The organism is Enterococcus sp. AZ194 (assembly GCF_051713825.1).
Classification (GTDB): Bacteria; Bacillota; Bacilli; order Lactobacillales; family Enterococcaceae; genus Enterococcus_K.
On record NZ_JBIOQR010000001.1, the window covers coordinates 2,290,498 to 2,306,556 of the forward strand.

Annotated in this window: 17 protein-coding genes; 6 read left to right on the top strand and 11 right to left on the bottom strand. The window is 37.7% G+C overall.

Features of this window, described 5'->3' with window-relative positions:
• Nucleotides 1–53 precede the first annotated feature (53 nt).
• The 5 genes from citC to IGI37_RS10735 are packed head-to-tail and all read right to left on the bottom strand — an operon-like array spanning nt 54 to nt 3,118.
• On the bottom strand, nt 54–1,049 hold the full coding sequence (gene citC / locus IGI37_RS10715; RefSeq protein WP_438761809.1) for a [citrate (pro-3S)-lyase] ligase: 996 nt from the start codon (nt 1,047–1,049) through the stop codon (nt 54–56).
• Nucleotides 1,050–1,066: 17 nt separating this feature from the next.
• Nucleotides 1,067–1,192 carry an OadG-related small transporter subunit gene (locus IGI37_RS10720; RefSeq protein WP_438761811.1) on the bottom strand — a complete coding sequence of 42 codons (126 nt, stop codon included), beginning with the start codon at nt 1,190–1,192 and terminating at the stop codon, nt 1,067–1,069.
• A 15-nt stretch (nt 1,193–1,207) separates the two neighbouring features.
• A complete protein-coding gene (locus IGI37_RS10725; RefSeq protein ID WP_438761812.1) occupies nt 1,208–2,323 on the bottom strand; it encodes a sodium ion-translocating decarboxylase subunit beta in 1,116 nt (371 codons plus the stop codon).
• Between the two features lie 51 nt (nt 2,324–2,374).
• The gene (locus IGI37_RS10730) at nt 2,375–2,773 is read right to left on the bottom strand and encodes an acetyl-CoA carboxylase biotin carboxyl carrier protein subunit (protein WP_438761814.1); all 399 of its coding nucleotides are present in this window, start codon (nt 2,771–2,773) and stop codon (nt 2,375–2,377) included.
• Between the two features lie 18 nt (nt 2,774–2,791).
• Nucleotides 2,792–3,118: a hypothetical protein gene (locus IGI37_RS10735; RefSeq protein ID WP_438761816.1), complete on the bottom strand. Its 327-nt coding sequence runs from the start codon at nt 3,116–3,118 to the stop codon at nt 2,792–2,794.
• Nucleotides 3,119–3,535: 417 nt separating this feature from the next.
• Here IGI37_RS10735 and IGI37_RS10740 point away from each other — a divergent pair, with 417 nt between their 5' ends.
• The 3 genes from IGI37_RS10740 (at nt 3,536) to citG (ending at nt 6,601) form a co-directional block, all read left to right on the top strand.
• A complete protein-coding gene (locus IGI37_RS10740; protein ID WP_438761817.1) occupies nt 3,536–4,882 on the top strand; it encodes a CitMHS family transporter in 1,347 nt (448 codons plus the stop codon).
• 140 nt (nt 4,883–5,022) lie between these two features.
• A complete protein-coding gene (locus tag IGI37_RS10745; protein WP_438761819.1) occupies nt 5,023–5,718 on the top strand; it encodes a GntR family transcriptional regulator in 696 nt (231 codons plus the stop codon).
• Nucleotides 5,711–6,601 carry a triphosphoribosyl-dephospho-CoA synthase CitG gene (citG, locus tag IGI37_RS10750; RefSeq protein WP_438761820.1) on the top strand — a complete coding sequence of 297 codons (891 nt, stop codon included), beginning with the start codon at nt 5,711–5,713 and terminating at the stop codon, nt 6,599–6,601. The genes IGI37_RS10745 and citG overlap by 8 nt, the downstream gene beginning before the upstream one ends.
• Here citG and IGI37_RS10755 read toward each other — a convergent pair.
• Nucleotides 6,574–7,284, bottom strand: a complete 711-nt coding sequence (locus tag IGI37_RS10755) for a response regulator transcription factor (RefSeq protein WP_438761821.1) — start codon at nt 7,282–7,284, stop codon at nt 6,574–6,576. The genes citG and IGI37_RS10755 overlap by 28 nt on opposite strands.
• A gap of 48 nt (nt 7,285–7,332) precedes the next feature.
• On the opposite strand from IGI37_RS10755, the gene IGI37_RS10760 reads away from it, so the two are divergent.
• The 3 genes from IGI37_RS10760 (at nt 7,333) to IGI37_RS10770 (ending at nt 10,372) form a co-directional block, all read left to right on the top strand.
• Complete coding sequence (locus IGI37_RS10760; protein ID WP_438761823.1) at nt 7,333–9,138, top strand: sensor histidine kinase; 1,806 nt, start codon at nt 7,333–7,335, stop codon at nt 9,136–9,138.
• Between the two features lie 291 nt (nt 9,139–9,429).
• The gene (locus IGI37_RS10765; protein ID WP_438761825.1) at nt 9,430–9,810 is read left to right on the top strand and encodes a PH domain-containing protein; all 381 of its coding nucleotides are present in this window, start codon (nt 9,430–9,432) and stop codon (nt 9,808–9,810) included.
• Nucleotides 9,811–10,063: 253 nt separating this feature from the next.
• On the top strand, nt 10,064–10,372 hold the full coding sequence (locus tag IGI37_RS10770) for a hypothetical protein (RefSeq protein WP_438761827.1): 309 nt from the start codon (nt 10,064–10,066) through the stop codon (nt 10,370–10,372).
• Between the two features lie 349 nt (nt 10,373–10,721).
• Here the strand turns inward: IGI37_RS10770 and IGI37_RS10775 are convergent, their stop codons facing one another.
• The 5 genes from IGI37_RS10775 to IGI37_RS10795 form a co-directional block, all read right to left on the bottom strand.
• Nucleotides 10,722–11,198, bottom strand: coding sequence for a GAF domain-containing protein (locus IGI37_RS10775; protein WP_438761828.1), 477 nt, complete (start codon nt 11,196–11,198; stop codon nt 10,722–10,724).
• Between the two features lie 39 nt (nt 11,199–11,237).
• Complete coding sequence (locus IGI37_RS10780) at nt 11,238–11,912, bottom strand: winged helix-turn-helix domain-containing protein (RefSeq protein ID WP_438761830.1); 675 nt, start codon at nt 11,910–11,912, stop codon at nt 11,238–11,240.
• Nucleotides 11,913–12,207: 295 nt separating this feature from the next.
• Nucleotides 12,208–13,992 (bottom strand): L-fucose isomerase, encoded by a 1,785-nt coding sequence (locus IGI37_RS10785; protein WP_438761832.1) that lies wholly within the window; start codon nt 13,990–13,992, stop codon nt 12,208–12,210.
• Nucleotides 13,993–14,152: 160 nt separating this feature from the next.
• Nucleotides 14,153–14,581 carry an RbsD/FucU family protein gene (locus tag IGI37_RS10790; protein WP_438761833.1) on the bottom strand — a complete coding sequence of 143 codons (429 nt, stop codon included), beginning with the start codon at nt 14,579–14,581 and terminating at the stop codon, nt 14,153–14,155.
• Nucleotides 14,562–16,049, bottom strand: a complete 1,488-nt coding sequence (locus tag IGI37_RS10795; protein ID WP_438761835.1) for a rhamnulokinase — start codon at nt 16,047–16,049, stop codon at nt 14,562–14,564. Before IGI37_RS10795 ends, IGI37_RS10790 begins: the two co-directional genes overlap by 20 nt.
• Between the last annotated feature and the right edge of the window lie 10 nt (nt 16,050–16,059).

The window sequence follows — 16,059 nt, forward strand, 5'->3', positions numbered from 1 at the left end:
TCGCTCGATTCAACGGTTCCTGCAACTGCACTTCTTGTGATTTCCACTTTGCTTCACCTCTCACTTTGCTTTTTTATATAATTATAGGTTGTTAGCGGGACATAGTTTTTTACTTGTTGATCGTTTCCCTCTTGTAGGGCTTTTCTAACTTTTGTTGCGCTAATTATCTGCCCTGAAACACTAATTCTAGGCACAATCGTTAAGTTCAAAGAAGAATCAAACACAATAGCCATTGCTTGATTATAAATTTCTGTCACTCTTGAATAAGGCTCTTCTCCTACATAACGAGTATCAATCGCTAGAACAGGTGCAATTTTCTCTTTAAACAACTGCGCATCAACGGTTGCTTGTATTTTTGCTACACTTTCTATCGCACTACTTTTTAAAAAGTATGAGGGAAAGGTAGCAGATGAAATAAGGTAATCATTTGTAGGAAACACCGTAACATTGTTTAAATGTGCCACTCCGCGCTTGACCATTTCAAACCGATCACTAGAAGAAAACTCTGAGTCATCTGCCGATAATACAAATACATAGACTTGTTCAGATTCTTTTGAGGCTGTTTCCACCAGATATTGATGTCCCTTAGTAAACGGATTGGCATTCATAACAATCCCACTTCCAGAACCGACCTTTTTATTTTTTTTGAGCATAGAAAGATAGTTCTGGAAGTTAGGAAATCCTTGCTCCATAAAAAGAATATCTGCAGTTTCGATAATTTTTTGAAAGCCTAATGAACGGAAAATAGACGCATGAATCGGTTTTGTATATAAGAAATAATGATGCTCACCCTCATCTGACAAGCGACTAATCAGGTGCTGAACGATTTCAGTCAATAAATTTTCCGACTGAGCGTCTTTACAAACAACGAGACACTTTAAAATATTCCGATAATAAGATCCCGTCGCCATTAGCTGATCCTTCATATAAATCCCGACAGTATAATCAAGCGCTTCTTCTTTATTCAAATTCGCTTTGTCCATTAAATTCGCCCATTGTTCGTAGGCTTGCTTATCTTTTTTCAACCACAATCTTTTTAATGAATACATACAATCCTCTTCTTTGATTATTTTTTAATTGGGAATAATTTACTTAGTAACACAGACGCAAGATAGATAATTAAGATAACTGCGAATACGCCACCCCATCCTAATACTAGTAATTCCAATGATTTCATTAAATCTGCTGACATATACGTTCTCCTTTCTTATCCAAGTAACGCAAGCAATAAGCCACCTGCGATAACTGAAGCGATTTGTCCTGATACATTCGCTCCTGCTGCATGCATCAAGATAAAGTTTTGTGGGTCTTCATCCGTTGCCATTTTTTGAATCACTCGACTCGACATTGGGAAGGCTGAGATTCCGGCTGCGCCAATCATCGGATTGATTTTTTCTTTTCTAAATAGATTTAATAGCTTGGCAAACAATACCCCACCTATTGAATCCATGATAAACGCTACTAATCCTAAACCAATAACCATTAATGTATCTAGCTGTAAGAATTCTTCATATTGCATTTTTACAGAGATAGATAACCCAAGCAAAATACTAATAATATTCACTAGCTCGTTTTGGGCAGTCACTGATAGACGGTCTAACACGCCACATTCTCTCAATAAGTTTCCGAACATCAAGAAACCAACTAAAGGTAGAGAAACTGGGGCAATCAGTCCTGCGACAATTGAAATAACAATCGGGAATAATATTTTTGCTGTTTGCGAAACTTCTCCTGCTCGGTAATTCATACGAATGCGACGTTCTTTTTTCGTTGTCACAGCTTTAATCGCTACCGGCTGAATGATTGGCACTAACGCCATGTAAGAATACGCAGCGACCATGATAGCGCCCATATATTTCGAATCTAACGTGTTGGCAACAAAGATAGACGTTGGTCCATCTGCCGCACCGATAATTCCAATAGAGGCAGCATCATTTAAATCAAAGCCGATTAAGACCGCAACGATAATCGTAAAGAAAATACCGAACTGGGCTGCCGCTCCAAATAAAAGCAAGAATGGATTTTGCAATAACGGACCGAAATCGATCATCGCACCAATCCCTATAAATAATAATAACGGGAATAGCTCGGTTGAAATCCCCATATCAAACAATACTTGAAATGGGCCGGCTTCGCCTCCAGCACTTAACACACCAGAGTTTGGAAAATTGACCAAAATTGTTCCTAACCCCATCGGTACTAACAAGGTTGGCTCATACTCTTTTTTAATTCCTAAATACATCAGAATGCCACCAATTACCATCATGACGAAACGTCCTGGCTCTTGACCCATTCCTAAAATCCCTTCAACAAGTGTTTCCACTAATGTCACTTCCTTTTCACTTTCATTTTTACACCAATTGATTCACTTGAATTATTGAATCGTAATCAAAGAATCTCCTGGATTGACCATCTCACCTTGAGTGACATGAATTCCTGTTACAGTTCCAGCTGCACCTGCGACAATTTCATTTTCCATTTTCATGGCTTCTAAGATCATCAATGGTTGGTTTTCTTGAACGGTGTCACCGACAGCCACTAAAACCTTCAAAATAGTTCCCGGCATTGGTGAAGGCATTGCATCTGCCCCAGCTTGTGTTTTTGGTGCAGGTGCAGCTTCAGGTGCAGCCGCTTGAGGTGCTTCTTGAGCAACTGGCGCAGCAGGTGCAGCAACCGGTTGTACAGGAGCAGTTGGTTGTGGTACGCCGCCAATTTCTTCCATTTCTACTAAATACTCTTTTCCATCAATCGAAATTTTAAATTTACGTAACATTTTGTTCCCTCCAAAATTCTATTTTTTTGCCATACGTCGAACAACAAATTGACTGTTCTCATTGGTGCCTGCAGCAATGCTAGATGCTATAAGAGAAACTAGCTTTGCTTCTGGGTTGCGTTTTTTGATCTTTTTGACAACAAACTGTTTATCCGGCTGATCCCCGGCCGCAATCGCTGTCGCAATCAAACTCACCAGCTGATAATCTTCTGCATTCGCATCTATATAGGCTGGAATTGTCGTCCACCCTTCTTCCATTTCATCTTTAGTAGAAATGATAGAAGCGGTCTGTGTCGTCTTCACGGGTGTTTCTTCTTTTTTAAACAGTCGCGCAAATATTCCCATACCTTCTTTTTTGCTCCTTTCCTTCTCTCATTCACATTATAGTAAGAATGGATAAATCTGAAAGTTCAAAAGAGGACTTTATTGTTTTTTTTCTGTTCTTATTTTTATAGAATTAACAAAAAAACCTCACAAACGTTGTTATACCAGCCTTTTTAAGGCGTTAAGATTTTGTTAATATCTTGTTAAACATTTACTAAGAATACCTATGCCGAATTGTTTTTTTCCTGTTCTTTTTCCGTAATTGACCTATCTTATAAACGAAATATTGCTTATTCTATACACGTCAAACGGAAAAGTTATTCCTCACTAAGCGTCTGATTCACTTCTCTCACATACTTTTTTAGTCGCTTTTTTATTTGTTGGAATTGACACCGTTTACAAGAACTTATTAATTGATTTGTAGAAAGGAAGAAAATTATGTTATTGACTGTTTTATCTTATGCCATGATTATTGTCTTCATGTTTGTAATCATGAAAAAGAAAATGTCGCCATTCACCTCTTTGGTAGTCATTCCTTTAGTGTTTACCTTAGTTGCAATGGTCTCAGGAGTATCAAACAAAGGAAATATTGGAGATTTTGTATTAGAAGGAATTAAGACTACATCGAACACAGGGATTATGTTGCTCTTTGCAATTTTGTATTTCTCTATTATGTTGGATGCAGGATTATTTGATCCAATCACGAAAAAAATGATTTATTTTGCTAAAGGGGACCCGATGAAGGTCTTAATGGCAACAGCTATCGTTGCAGCCACTGTTTCTCTAAATGGAGATGGTACAACAACTACCTTGATTTGCTGTTCTGCGTTTATTCCAATTTATAAAAAATTAAACATGAAAATGATGAACCTTGGTGTGTTAATTATTCTACAAAACACCATTATGAACTTATTACCTTGGGGCGGACCAACAGCTCGTGCCATGGCAGTTCTAGAAGTGGATGCGGATATTCTTACCTATCTTGCACCAGGAATGATTTTATCAATCATCTACGTTATCTTTTTTGTTGCTCGCCGTATGGGGAAACAAGAACGTGCTCGTTTGGGAATTACTGAATTATCAGCAGATGAAATTTTAGAAATGACGACTGTAACAGATCCTGAAACATTACAAATTCGTCGTCCAAAAAACTTCGCATTTAACGGTATTCTAACTATCGGTCTTATCGCTTGGTTAGTTGCAAGTTCATTCATTGATTCTATTGCTCTTCCACCACTTTTATTATTCCTAGTGGGAACATGTATTGCTTTGATGGTCAACTATCCAGTATTAAAAGATCAGTCTGCACGTATTGGCGCTAACGGCGGAGATGCCGTTCAAGTTGTTATCTTAGTTTTTGCAGCCGGCGTATTTATGGGCTTATTCCAAGGTTCAGGAATGGCTGAAGCTTTAGCAAACAGCTTCACTCATATCATTCCTAAACAATTAGCTGGATTCTGGGGATTAGTGATTGCCCTAATCTCTGCACCAGGAACCTTCTTCATCTCAAATGATGGTTTCTACTTTGGTGTTCTTCCTGTATTAGCTGAAGCTGGACATGCGTATGGTTTTACAAGTATGCAAATGGCCCTTGCTTCTCTTATGGGTCAAGCATTCCATTTACTAAGTCCATTAGTTGCATTCATTTACTTACTTCTACGTCTAACTGGTTTAGACATGGGACAATGGCAAAAAGAAGCGGCTAAGTATGCCCTTGGAATCTTTGTTATCTTTATCGTAACTATTGTATTACTTGGTCATATGCCACTATACATTCCACAATAATAGGTAGTATATTACAGGGGCGGGTCGTTGTTACGGTCCCGCCCCTATTATTTTTTGAATGAGGATATTCTAAGAACTGTTGAATAATTTCCCATATAGATATATATTTTCATTGCATTAGAAGAAATGAGGAGAGATAAATGAGTACCATTGTTGAAGCCGTGAGAAAAAACTTGGATTTAACACAAAATAAAACATTGAATGTTTTGATTTATGAAGCCTTCCGGAAAACAATTATTTTAGGGGATATTCCAGCTGATACGCGAATTAACGAAAAAGTCTTTGCAGAAGAGCTAAATATCAGTAGAACCCCTATTCGTTTGGCTATGAAACAATTAGTAAATGAAAAACTAGTTGTTCATGTGCCTAAAATCGGGATTGTCGTTCAAGGAATTCGAGTCAAAGACGCCTATGAAATTTATGATATTCGCAAATCTTTAGATACCTTGGCCACCATTAAAGCCATGAATAAGATGACTGAACAAGACTTTCGTGAGTTAAAAGAACTTTTAGAACGTGGAGAAGCTTATAACAAAGCAGATGAGACAGAGTTAGTCTTACAAAACTTCTCTGATTTTAACGCCTTTATCTATGAGAAAAGTCAAATGCTTCGTTTAAAATCGATTGTTTTGGAACTGCAAGCTTATCTTGTCTATTTTCGTGATATTGCGATTCGTTCCTCTAAAAGAAGAGACAAAGCCTTAGAAGAACATTGGTTAATCTATCGAGGAATGAAGACGAAGAATGTCGAACAAATCACCTTAATTACACACGAGCATTTGGATCGTTCATTACAGTTTATTTTAGCAGAAATGGAGCGTAGACAAATTGACTAACTTCCCCCTACTCTTAGCTGATTATGCTGAAAAAGCTCTCCTTTATGAGGTGAGTTTAGCACCTAAGCCAGGTCTTGTTGATCCTCTATCTACAGGTGCACACAGCGACATGAACATCTTCACTTTTTTAGATAGTACCGTTAGTTTACGCACGTATTTCCAGCAATACGCCGAGGCTGGATTCACTCATAACGGATCAGCTATTAATTTGTTTCAGAAGTTAAGAACGATTGGTATCAAAGCCGAAAAAGCTATGCTTCAAGCCACTCAACAGATTAACGCACACAAAGGAGCTAATTTCTCATTTGCCGTTATCTTAGGAGCGTCTGGTTGGTACCTTCAACAAAAAGAACACAGTGAATTACCTTTGACTAAAGTAGATATTCAGCATATTTTATCGCGAACCCGTCAACTGACTGAGCACCTACTTATTGAAGATTTTACTGATTTAGAATCCAAAGAGACACTTACCTATGGCGAAAAATTGTATTTGGATTATGGGATAACAGGGATACGAGGAGAAGCGGCCGCAGGGTACCCCACCCTCCAAGACAAACTCCTTCCTTTTTTGCGAAACACGCTAGATTTGTCTACTAGAGATCGTTTATTGCGTGCACTTGTGTTCTTAATGAGTGAAATTGAAGATGGAAATCTACTCCATCGAGGTGGGATAGACGCTTGGATGAAAGTAAAATCTGAAAGCAAAAAAATTCATCAAGCCTCTTTTACAGAAAAAGAGTTACTTGATGAATTAGACCACTATGATACACTTTTAACGAAACGCCATCTAAGCCCTGGTGGTTCAGCGGATTTGTTGGCCTTGGGTATTTATTTTGCTCAGCTAGAAGGCATCCTTCATTCCCCATGTGGCAAAAAAGTATAACCTAAGCCCCAAACCGTTTTAATATAATTCGCATTTTTAGGATCATCCTCAATTTTATTTCTTAAGTGACTAATAAAAACCATCACTGTATTTACATCTGGCTCACTTTCGTTCCAGACACTTTGATAGATTTGTTCTTTTGAAAAAACTTGATCTGGATTCTCCATAAAAAATTGCATTAGCTTTATTTCTTTGGATGAAAGTTTGATTTGCTCATCCTTTTTGTACAAATGATAGCGAGCTTTATCAAAACAAAAGTCGCCTATTTTAATTTTATTCTCTTTTGAAAAAGTACGATGTTCTTTTAAAACCCGGCCTCGATCAAGCGTTGCGATAACTTGTGCTTTTAATAAACTTGGTAAAAAGGGCTTGGTCATATAATAATCTGCACCCATCTCTAAGCCAGCAATGATATCTTCTTCATTTTTTTTACCACTCAAAAAAATAATTGGTACAAGAGGATCTTGTTCGCGTATAATTTGAGCTAAATGATAGCCATCATTTTCATGCTCCAAACTAATATCTAACAAGTACAAATCAAATCGTATCCTTGTCATAATATCAACGGTCTTTTCTACAGAATCACTTTGATAGATTAGTACCCCTGTTGATTGTAATGATTTCCATATTAGTCGCCGGATAGCAGAATCGTCATCAATAACAAGAATTTTTTCGTTTCTCACTTTTTTTCCTCCTAATTTTTTGTATCTAATTTTAAAGGGAGCTACCTAATGAAAAAACCTTCAAATAAATTACTTAGCCTGGGAATTATCACAGTCATTTTCCTGACCATGTTAGGGATGTTAATTACTGCAAGCAGTTATCGCCAAACACAAAAACAGGCATTGGAAATGGGGCAAAACCAACTAGCTAAAATCAATGATTCAAGTATCAAAATACTGCGTTTAGAGATACAATCTTATACTTTAGCCTTGGAAGATTACGCTTCGAATATTTTTGTTGATGGAAATTATCATACCTTAATTGAAGACAAACAAATTCAAAATAGCCTTTTATATAAGACCTCAGCAGCTGCTGGACTCTACCTTATTTCGCCAAACGGAACCCTCCTTTACGGAAAGGATATTCATGGAGATCAGTTCATTGAAAAACCCGTAACCACGATCGACCTTGATAATGATCCGCTCTATAAAAAGGCTCTTACAGGCAGTATTCTTCAAAATGGCGAAGCTTACTTTGCTAAAAATACTTCTTATGTTAATTTGTATAGGCCCGTTTATGATAAAGAACACACGCTTCAATCGATCCTTGTTTTGCCCATCAATCTTGAGGAACTCTATCAAAAAGAGATTGATACCACAGAGAACCAGAATGGCTATACAATGGTTAAGAATGAAGAGATGAAAGTTTTGATGCATCCTTCAGAAGAACAGATTGGCTTTGATATCGTAAAAGACCGTCAGAAAAAATACCCAAACCTAGACTACAGTGATTTAATCCGACTTGAAAAAGTCCAAAAAACAAATAAAAAAGGAACTTTAAGCTATAATTCTTACTGGTGGACTGAAAAAGAACCAAAAAAAGTCTTGAAACTTTCCGCTTACGAATGGATCACTATCGGTGATGCCCATTGGATTGTCGCTAGTTCTTCTGATTATTACGAACGAAATGGCTTAGCCCTCCAAGAAAATCTTATTATATTGGGTCTATTGGCTCTCTTATTAGCTATTATTATTCTTTTGGGTGTCAGCTTTATCAACTATACTCGTCGAAATCAAACCTACTTAGAGAACCTTCAACTAGTCGAACGCCAAACATTTTTAAAAGAAAAACATATGCTAGAAAAAACAATGATGCAAAAGTCTCAATTAGAAACAGTTGGTCTTCTAACGACGACCATTGTTCACGATATGAATAACTTTTTAACACCTATGATTGGAAACCTACAGCTACTCATTGAAGAACGTCACTCTGACACAGAGCTTATCGCTGACTTATCTGAAGTTTATAGAGCTGCTGAAAAAGGGCAAATGCTCTCAACAAATGTGCTCCGTTTTACAAAAACAGGTTCAAGAAACAAAAGTTATTTTTCTGTCGAAGAGGTAGTAACTGAGGCTATTGAAACAATGAATATACTCGTTCCTAAAAGGGTCTCATTAACCTATCAATCAGCTTCAGTAGGCAACGCAAAATTTGAAGCCAACGATTTGCAGGTTATCCTCTATAACTTAATTACAAACGCCTACCAAGCTTCTGTGCATAACCCAAAAATTGCCGTCAGCTTATCCTTAGCATGCGAAGAACAATTAGAAAAGTTCCAGAAACATTCACTTGCGTATCAGAAGAAACAGTTTGCCCAAATAGCTGTGACCGACAATGGTCCTGGTATTCCAAAAGAAATAGAAGAAAAAATATTTACTCCCTTCTTTACGACAAAAACAGAATCAGATGGAACGGGGCTTGGCCTATTTATCGTCTCATCGATTACTAAAAAGAATGACTGGATTCTCGATATACACAGTCGCCCTTCTGGAACCACCTTTATCCTAGGAATTCCTTTAGATAAAGAGGATTAGGTCCGTGCAACTAAACAAAACTCGTAAACGATTTATAGCAAAATGTAGAGTTGATGTCTTTTGAGCATTGACTCTACTTTTTTCGTCACTTAGCTAGCTGCTCGAAAGTAATCGCTTGCATTATTGATAGAACAATTATTCTACCTCACTTTTATTATAACTAAAAAAAGAAAAGTTTGGTTAAAAACACAATAAAAAACCAGTGAGTCTTCTCGCAAAAAATAATCCTTTTCATTCTGTCCCTCTTCCTCTACACTTAGAATAGAAAGAAAAAATGAAAGGATGACTGTTATGGGTTTATTTAACGGCTTGATGGAGAACGCAACTAGCATCAAACAAGAGAAAGCGGAAAAGCAACTAGAAGAGGTTCTAATACCAGGTGAGCAAATTAATTTAGCGTACAAATTTGTCCGTGATTTGATTGTTTTTACAGATTATCGATTAATCATTGTAGATAAACAAGGAATGACTGGAAAAAAAGTCGCCTACAAATCCATTCCTTACAAGAGTATTTCTCGGTTTAGTATTGAAACATCTGGACACTTTGATTTAGATGCAGAATTAAAGATATGGATTTCGAGTGGCCTCGAACCGGCTGAATCTCTGCAATTTAGCAAAGATAAAAGTATCAACGAAATCCAAAAAGCACTGGCCATCGCCGTACTAAAATAAAACGTATAACTCGCCGCACAAAAAGATGCAGCGAGTTTTTTGTAGACAACGTGATTTGAGAGAGATCACTCGTTTCGTCTCAATTTATCAAAAATACAAAAATATCCATTTTCAAATGATACCTTCTTACTGAACTTCCCCTAATATAAATGGTTAAACAACTGGGGTAGCTACTGTCTTTGGGAGCTTTTTTAGGGAATCGACCATGGTTGTTTCTCCCACTCTCTGATATACTTTATTAAGAATAAACAACATGCCAAAAGGGAGACTGATTACTATGCGTGCCAATGATTTGTTAACAGCCATCGTTATTCCAACCATCACCGAGGAATATGCAGGAATCTTTCTACAAAAAAAGGACCGTTTCCTCCCTTTAACCGCTATAAACATTCAAGACCGCCACTTAATTTTCGACTTCCAACCTTCACTTACCCCCTTAACCATGAAGGAAGTTTACACCAAATTAATGCTGTATAAAACCTTTCAACTGCTGTATTCCTATGAAGGTACGCTGAACCCTATCTATGGATTCCATCAGTTAGAAAATAAACTCATTCTCTAAACAAAGACAAAAAATGAGGTTGGGACAGAAGTGTTTAACTCCGAGAACCGGGTAGGTACTGTGCAACATCAACTCATGCTTCGTTGTGTTTTACAGCACCGATTAGGTACTGTGCAACATCAACTCATGCTTCGTTGTGTTTTACAGCAATAAGAACCTTCAACTCTAGCATGTCTCATGCGTAGAAGTTGTTGAGAGCGGAACGCAGTCCTTCAATTCTTAAGGTGTTTCACCTTTAGAAATTGATGAGATCGGAGTGTAGATGGAGTTGCTTCTGTATCCACCGTTTATTCGAATGTTAAGAGCCTAGACCTTAAGTGACAACTAGCCCCAGCAATCCTTTCATTAATTACTTTTTCATTGTCAATAATAGCTCAACATAGGCTTCTAAAAATTCTTTATCGACCTCATCGTAGTTCCCAACAACGCCGCTATCTATATCCAACACACCAATTAATTGATCCTCATGAATCATCGGAACAACAATCTCTGACATTGCTTTTGAATCACAAGAAATATAGTTTTCATGTTCCTTTACATTTTCTACAATCAACGTTTCTCGTTTACTAGCAGACTCACCACAGACACCTTTGCCTAGTTTAATTCTCGTACAAGACACACGCCCTTGAAAAGGTCCCAAAATAAGTTCCCCTTCCTCAAAAAGATAGTAACCCGCAAACACTGTCTCTGGTAAAGTTTCATTTAATAAAGCCGAGGAATTACTTAAATTCGCTAACCAATTAGACTCGATTTCTAGGAGTCCTTCTTGTTGTTTTAATAAAATTTCGTAAGCTTGTCTTTTTTGTGTCTCGTTTTTCCATGTCATCTGTCAATCACTTCTTTCTCTGAATTAGGTTACAATTTCTTATTGATTTTCAGTTCGCTTAATTCCAAATCGATACCCTCGCCCGTGAACGGTTTGAATATAACGTGGATTTTTGGGATCAATCTCCATTTTTTTTCGCAGATTTTTTATATGTGTATCAACTACTCGATTCATCCCCGAATCATTTCCTATCAATAATAATAAGTCTTCTCTAGAATAAATTCGGAAAGGATGCTCAGCCAATCGTAATAAAATTTGGTATTCTGAAGAAGTCAGCAGCAGCTCCTTTTCACGAAAGAAAACTTGTTTTGTTTCGTGTAAAATCACCAATTCTTTTTCATTAAAAATCAACTGCTTATCTAGTGCATCTTGTTCTTTCCATATCTGTATAGCCACCAAACGAGTTATCAACTCATCTAAATTTTCTGGTAAAATCCAAGCGAAATCGGCTCCTTGATCTAGATAGTCGACCATACTTGCTGCGTCCTCACGTTCAACAACAGCAATCTGCAAATAACTTCGTTGTGTTAACCATTCCGTAGAATACATCAACCAATTTTCAGTCAATAAGTCTGGCATAACTAACAATAGTTCACAACGAGCCGTCTGTTGTTCATTTGACAAAAAACATTCTGTATCAGGCAACGATTCATTAATCATTTTACATAACTCTTGATAAGCATGTTCTTGATTTGTTTTAATCGCAATTTTCATTATTTCCTCCATTTTTAAAAGCAAAGATGAGTCAAAAATAAGCTTTTGTGTGCGATGAATGTCCTTTCATAAAACATAACTGTAAACTATTTTACCATAACTTTTTCTTCTTAACAGTTGCAAAAAAAAAACGAGTGTAGGACATGAACTCAAAAAGTTATGTCCTACACTCCTATTATCCGAATAGACGACACAGAAGTGCCTCCATCTACACTACGTTTCATCCTCAATAACTTCTACGCAAAGTCGTATGCTAGAATGGAATGCTCGGAAAAATAATCTAAAATTTACGAGATTATTTATATAATGGGCCAAAATGCTGACTCGCTACAAAATCGGCACTTTCGATATCTTTTGTTCCAAAACCGCTATACGCATGGGGGCGGAAAATTCTCTCTTTCGAAACATTATGAAGCGCAACAGGAATTCGTAGCATACTTGCCAAAGTGATAAGCTCATCGCCCACATGTCCGTAAACAGATGCACAATGATTTGAGCCCCAGTGATTCATGACTTCATAAACAGATTCAAATCCTGCTTCTCCTAAATTAGGCGCAAACCAAGTCGTTGGCCAAGTTTTATCTGTTCGCTCATCCAAGATTTTATGGATTTCCTCATCTAAAACACATGTATATCCCTCAGCAATTTGTAACGTCGGACCTACTCCGTCGACCATGTTCACTCGAATCATCGTCATCGGCATCTCTGCATTTGTTGTAAAATGAGAAGAAAAACCACCGCCACGGAAATACTCATAATTCGCTCGACACCAATCAGTCGCTTCCAGACAATTGTGAATATCTGAGTCTGTCATATTCCAAAACTCTTTCATCACTCTTTCCCCGACTTCGTTGACTGCGGCAGCGGTCCCATCTAAGGCAGAAGCACCTGAATTAATCAGATGTAGCATTCCTTGTTTGGCTTTGCCACTTAAACATTTTCCTGTGGTTCTTTCCACCGACTCAGCAGACCAATACGTTCGGACATCTGAAAAAATCGGTGCTTTATTAGTCAATAATGTTCCAAATAACATCGAAACAGCATTCAGTGTATCATTTTCTGTCGCAAAAGCAGTTACAGGTCTTGGCCCATTCCAGTCAAAGGTAGAGGCCATAATCGCTTCTGTAAAGTCACCATTCGGTAACCAATCCGTCCATTGACGCTGTCCTTGAAAACCTGCAGCAATCGCATTTCGACCTCTAGATTCTTCATACCACCCCAAATCAGCTAATTTTTTATTTCCAAATAATAAATCTCGAATAATAATAGCATGCTTCGCAATAAATGCCCAATCCTCATCAGCTGCAACTATTTTAGACTTCGTGATAATTTCAGGAAAATTTTTCCCTTCATTAATGTCTAGTCCCTCTTTACAGTTAACCTTTATCCAAGAAAGTGCTTTTTCATATTCTTCGGGATCATAAATACCCAATGTCATTCGACGAAGAATTTCTGTCATGTCGACAAACTCTACGGTCATCCCAAGGTACTTATTAAAAAAACCGCTATCTACTTGAGAGCCCGCAATCCCCATACAAGAAGAACCAATATTAACATATGATTTTCCTTTCATTTGGCCTACCGCAATGGCTCCTTTAGCAAAACTCAGAATTTTCTTTTGAACATCATCTGGAATCTCATTATCATCTAAATCTTGCACGTCTTGACCATAAATTTTAAAAGCAGGATATCCTTTTTGAGCATAACCAGCCATTGCAGCAGCTAAATAAACTGCGCCCGGACGTTCCGTACCATTAAATCCCCACACCGCTTTAATAGTCTTTGAGTCTAAGTCCATTGTTTCAGTTCCATAGCACCAACTTGGTGTCACAGATAGAGTAGCGACAACATTTTCACAAAGAAATTCTTCTGCTACAAGAGCAGCATCTCCTTTTCCACCAATCGTTCGACTTGCTAAAACGCACTGAACCGGTGTTCCATCCGCATAATACAACCTGGCTTCAATAAGCTCTTTGGCCGCTTTAGCCATCACCATCGTTTTTTCTTCTAGAGATTCCCGCACGCCACCTTGACGCCCATCAATTGTCGGGCGGATCCCAATTTTTGGATAGTTATTCATTTCTTTTTCCTCCATTTTTGCATCTTCTATAAATTTATACTCTATACAGAGAAGCCTCTACCTCTTCTCCAAGGCAATAATTTTTACTCTGAGTAGACTTTCAACCTACATACAATACCTCTTTTTACTGATTGATCTTCACTCAACGCTAACTCAGATGTCACTGTACAACACCTTTCCTCAAAAGAATATTCGCATAAATTTCCTCTTCACCCGTTGCCACAATAGCATAAGCTTTTGACCCTCGCTCATAAAAGGCACTTCTCTCCATCTGCTCAATTATAAAATTCACTCCTGTTTTTTCCCTAATAATTTCTGTATAGCTATCCCAAATAGCTGGTGTAAAGTTTTCATTCGGCGAAACAGCCATAAGAGCTACAGGAGCTGTCACATAACTATCTAAAGGCATCAATTCTAAAATTGCTTCTAATAGCGCTACACCACCTACCCCATCTGCTCTAACTAAAATGTTCGCATTAGAAGCTGCAGGGTAATTGCCATCAGCAATGACTAATTCATCGCCATGCCCCATCTCCATCAAAGTTTTGACTAATTCAGGCGATAATTTTTTAGGAATGTGTTTTAACAAGACAATCAACTCCTTCTGTCTTTATAATATTTTGATAAGTAGAAAACTCTCGGTCCCAATTTTTATAATTTTTTTCAGGAAAATAATATTTTGTTTGGGTGTTTTCTTTCACACACTGACGCACTTCTTCAATAGAAGAAAACTCATTTTCAGAAAAAAGCTGTACTGCGATATTCCCCATTGCTGTCGCTTCAACTGGGCCAGCTTCCACACGAATATTACAAGCATCAGAGACAAACTGACAGAGAATTGCTGCCTGGGACCCCCCACCAACAATATTAATAATGTCGAAGTCGCCCTCAATCGCCTCTGAAATTTCCATGAACGTCAATTTATATTTCATTGCTAAGCTTTCATAAACACAGCGAACAAATTCGCCTTCTGTTTTAGGAGGTGTTTGATGGGTATACTCCGCATACTGAATGATTCGTTCTTTCATTGAACCAGGAGCGGAAAATAATGCATGATCTGTATCAATCCAACAAGTAAATGCTCTTGCATCCTCAGCTAACTGTGTCAGCTCTTCAAAGGTGTAATTTTTCCCTTCACAGGAAAGATTTCGCCGCAATTCTTGCAAAATCCATAGTCCAGTTAAATTCTTCAGAAATCTAGTCCTTCGACCAAAACCTAACTCATTTGTCAAATTATAGTCAAATGCCTTTTCAGTTATCACAGGTGTCGTCAATTCTGTCCCCACTAACGACCAAGTCCCACAAGAAATAAACAAAAATTTCTGATTACTAGGAACACTCACTACCGCACTAGCTGTATCGTGCTCACAAGTGTGAATGACCTTGATGTTTCCTATTTTTAGCTCAGGCTTGGTGTAGCCTACCACATGACCAGCATCAGCCAAAGTTGGTAAAATTCTAATGGGAATTTTCAACTCCTCTAAAATTTCGGTTGCCCATTCATTTGTTTCTGGATTTAGCATTTGTGAAGTAGACGCAATACTTCTTTCCGCAAAAAGCTCACCCGTTAATAGATAATTAATCAAATCTGGCATGAATAAGATTTTCTTAACCTGATTAAAAATTTCAGGATCTTCTTGCTTTAACTTATAAAGTTGAAAGAGGGTATTTATCTCCATCAACTGATTTCCTGTCTGCTTATAAAGGTGTTTCAAATCAGTAATTTCTTCAATCTCTTGGAGCACACCTTGAGTATATGAATCCCGATAGCTTCTTGGAAGAGTTAACAAGTCCCCACCCTTATCAATCAGACCAAAATCAACTCCCCAAGTATCCACGCCAATACTATCAATGACATGATCTTTTAGCGCCTTTTTTATACCAATAAGGACTTCCTGAAATAAATAATGAATGTCCCAAAATAATCTTCCTTCTTTTACTAGAGGGTAATTGGAAAAACGATGCACTTCTTCAAGCGCCAAATGCCCATTTTTATAAATGCCCAAAACAGCTCGACCGGAAGAAGCACCAAAATCAAAAGCTAAAACCTTCTTCATCTACATCCCT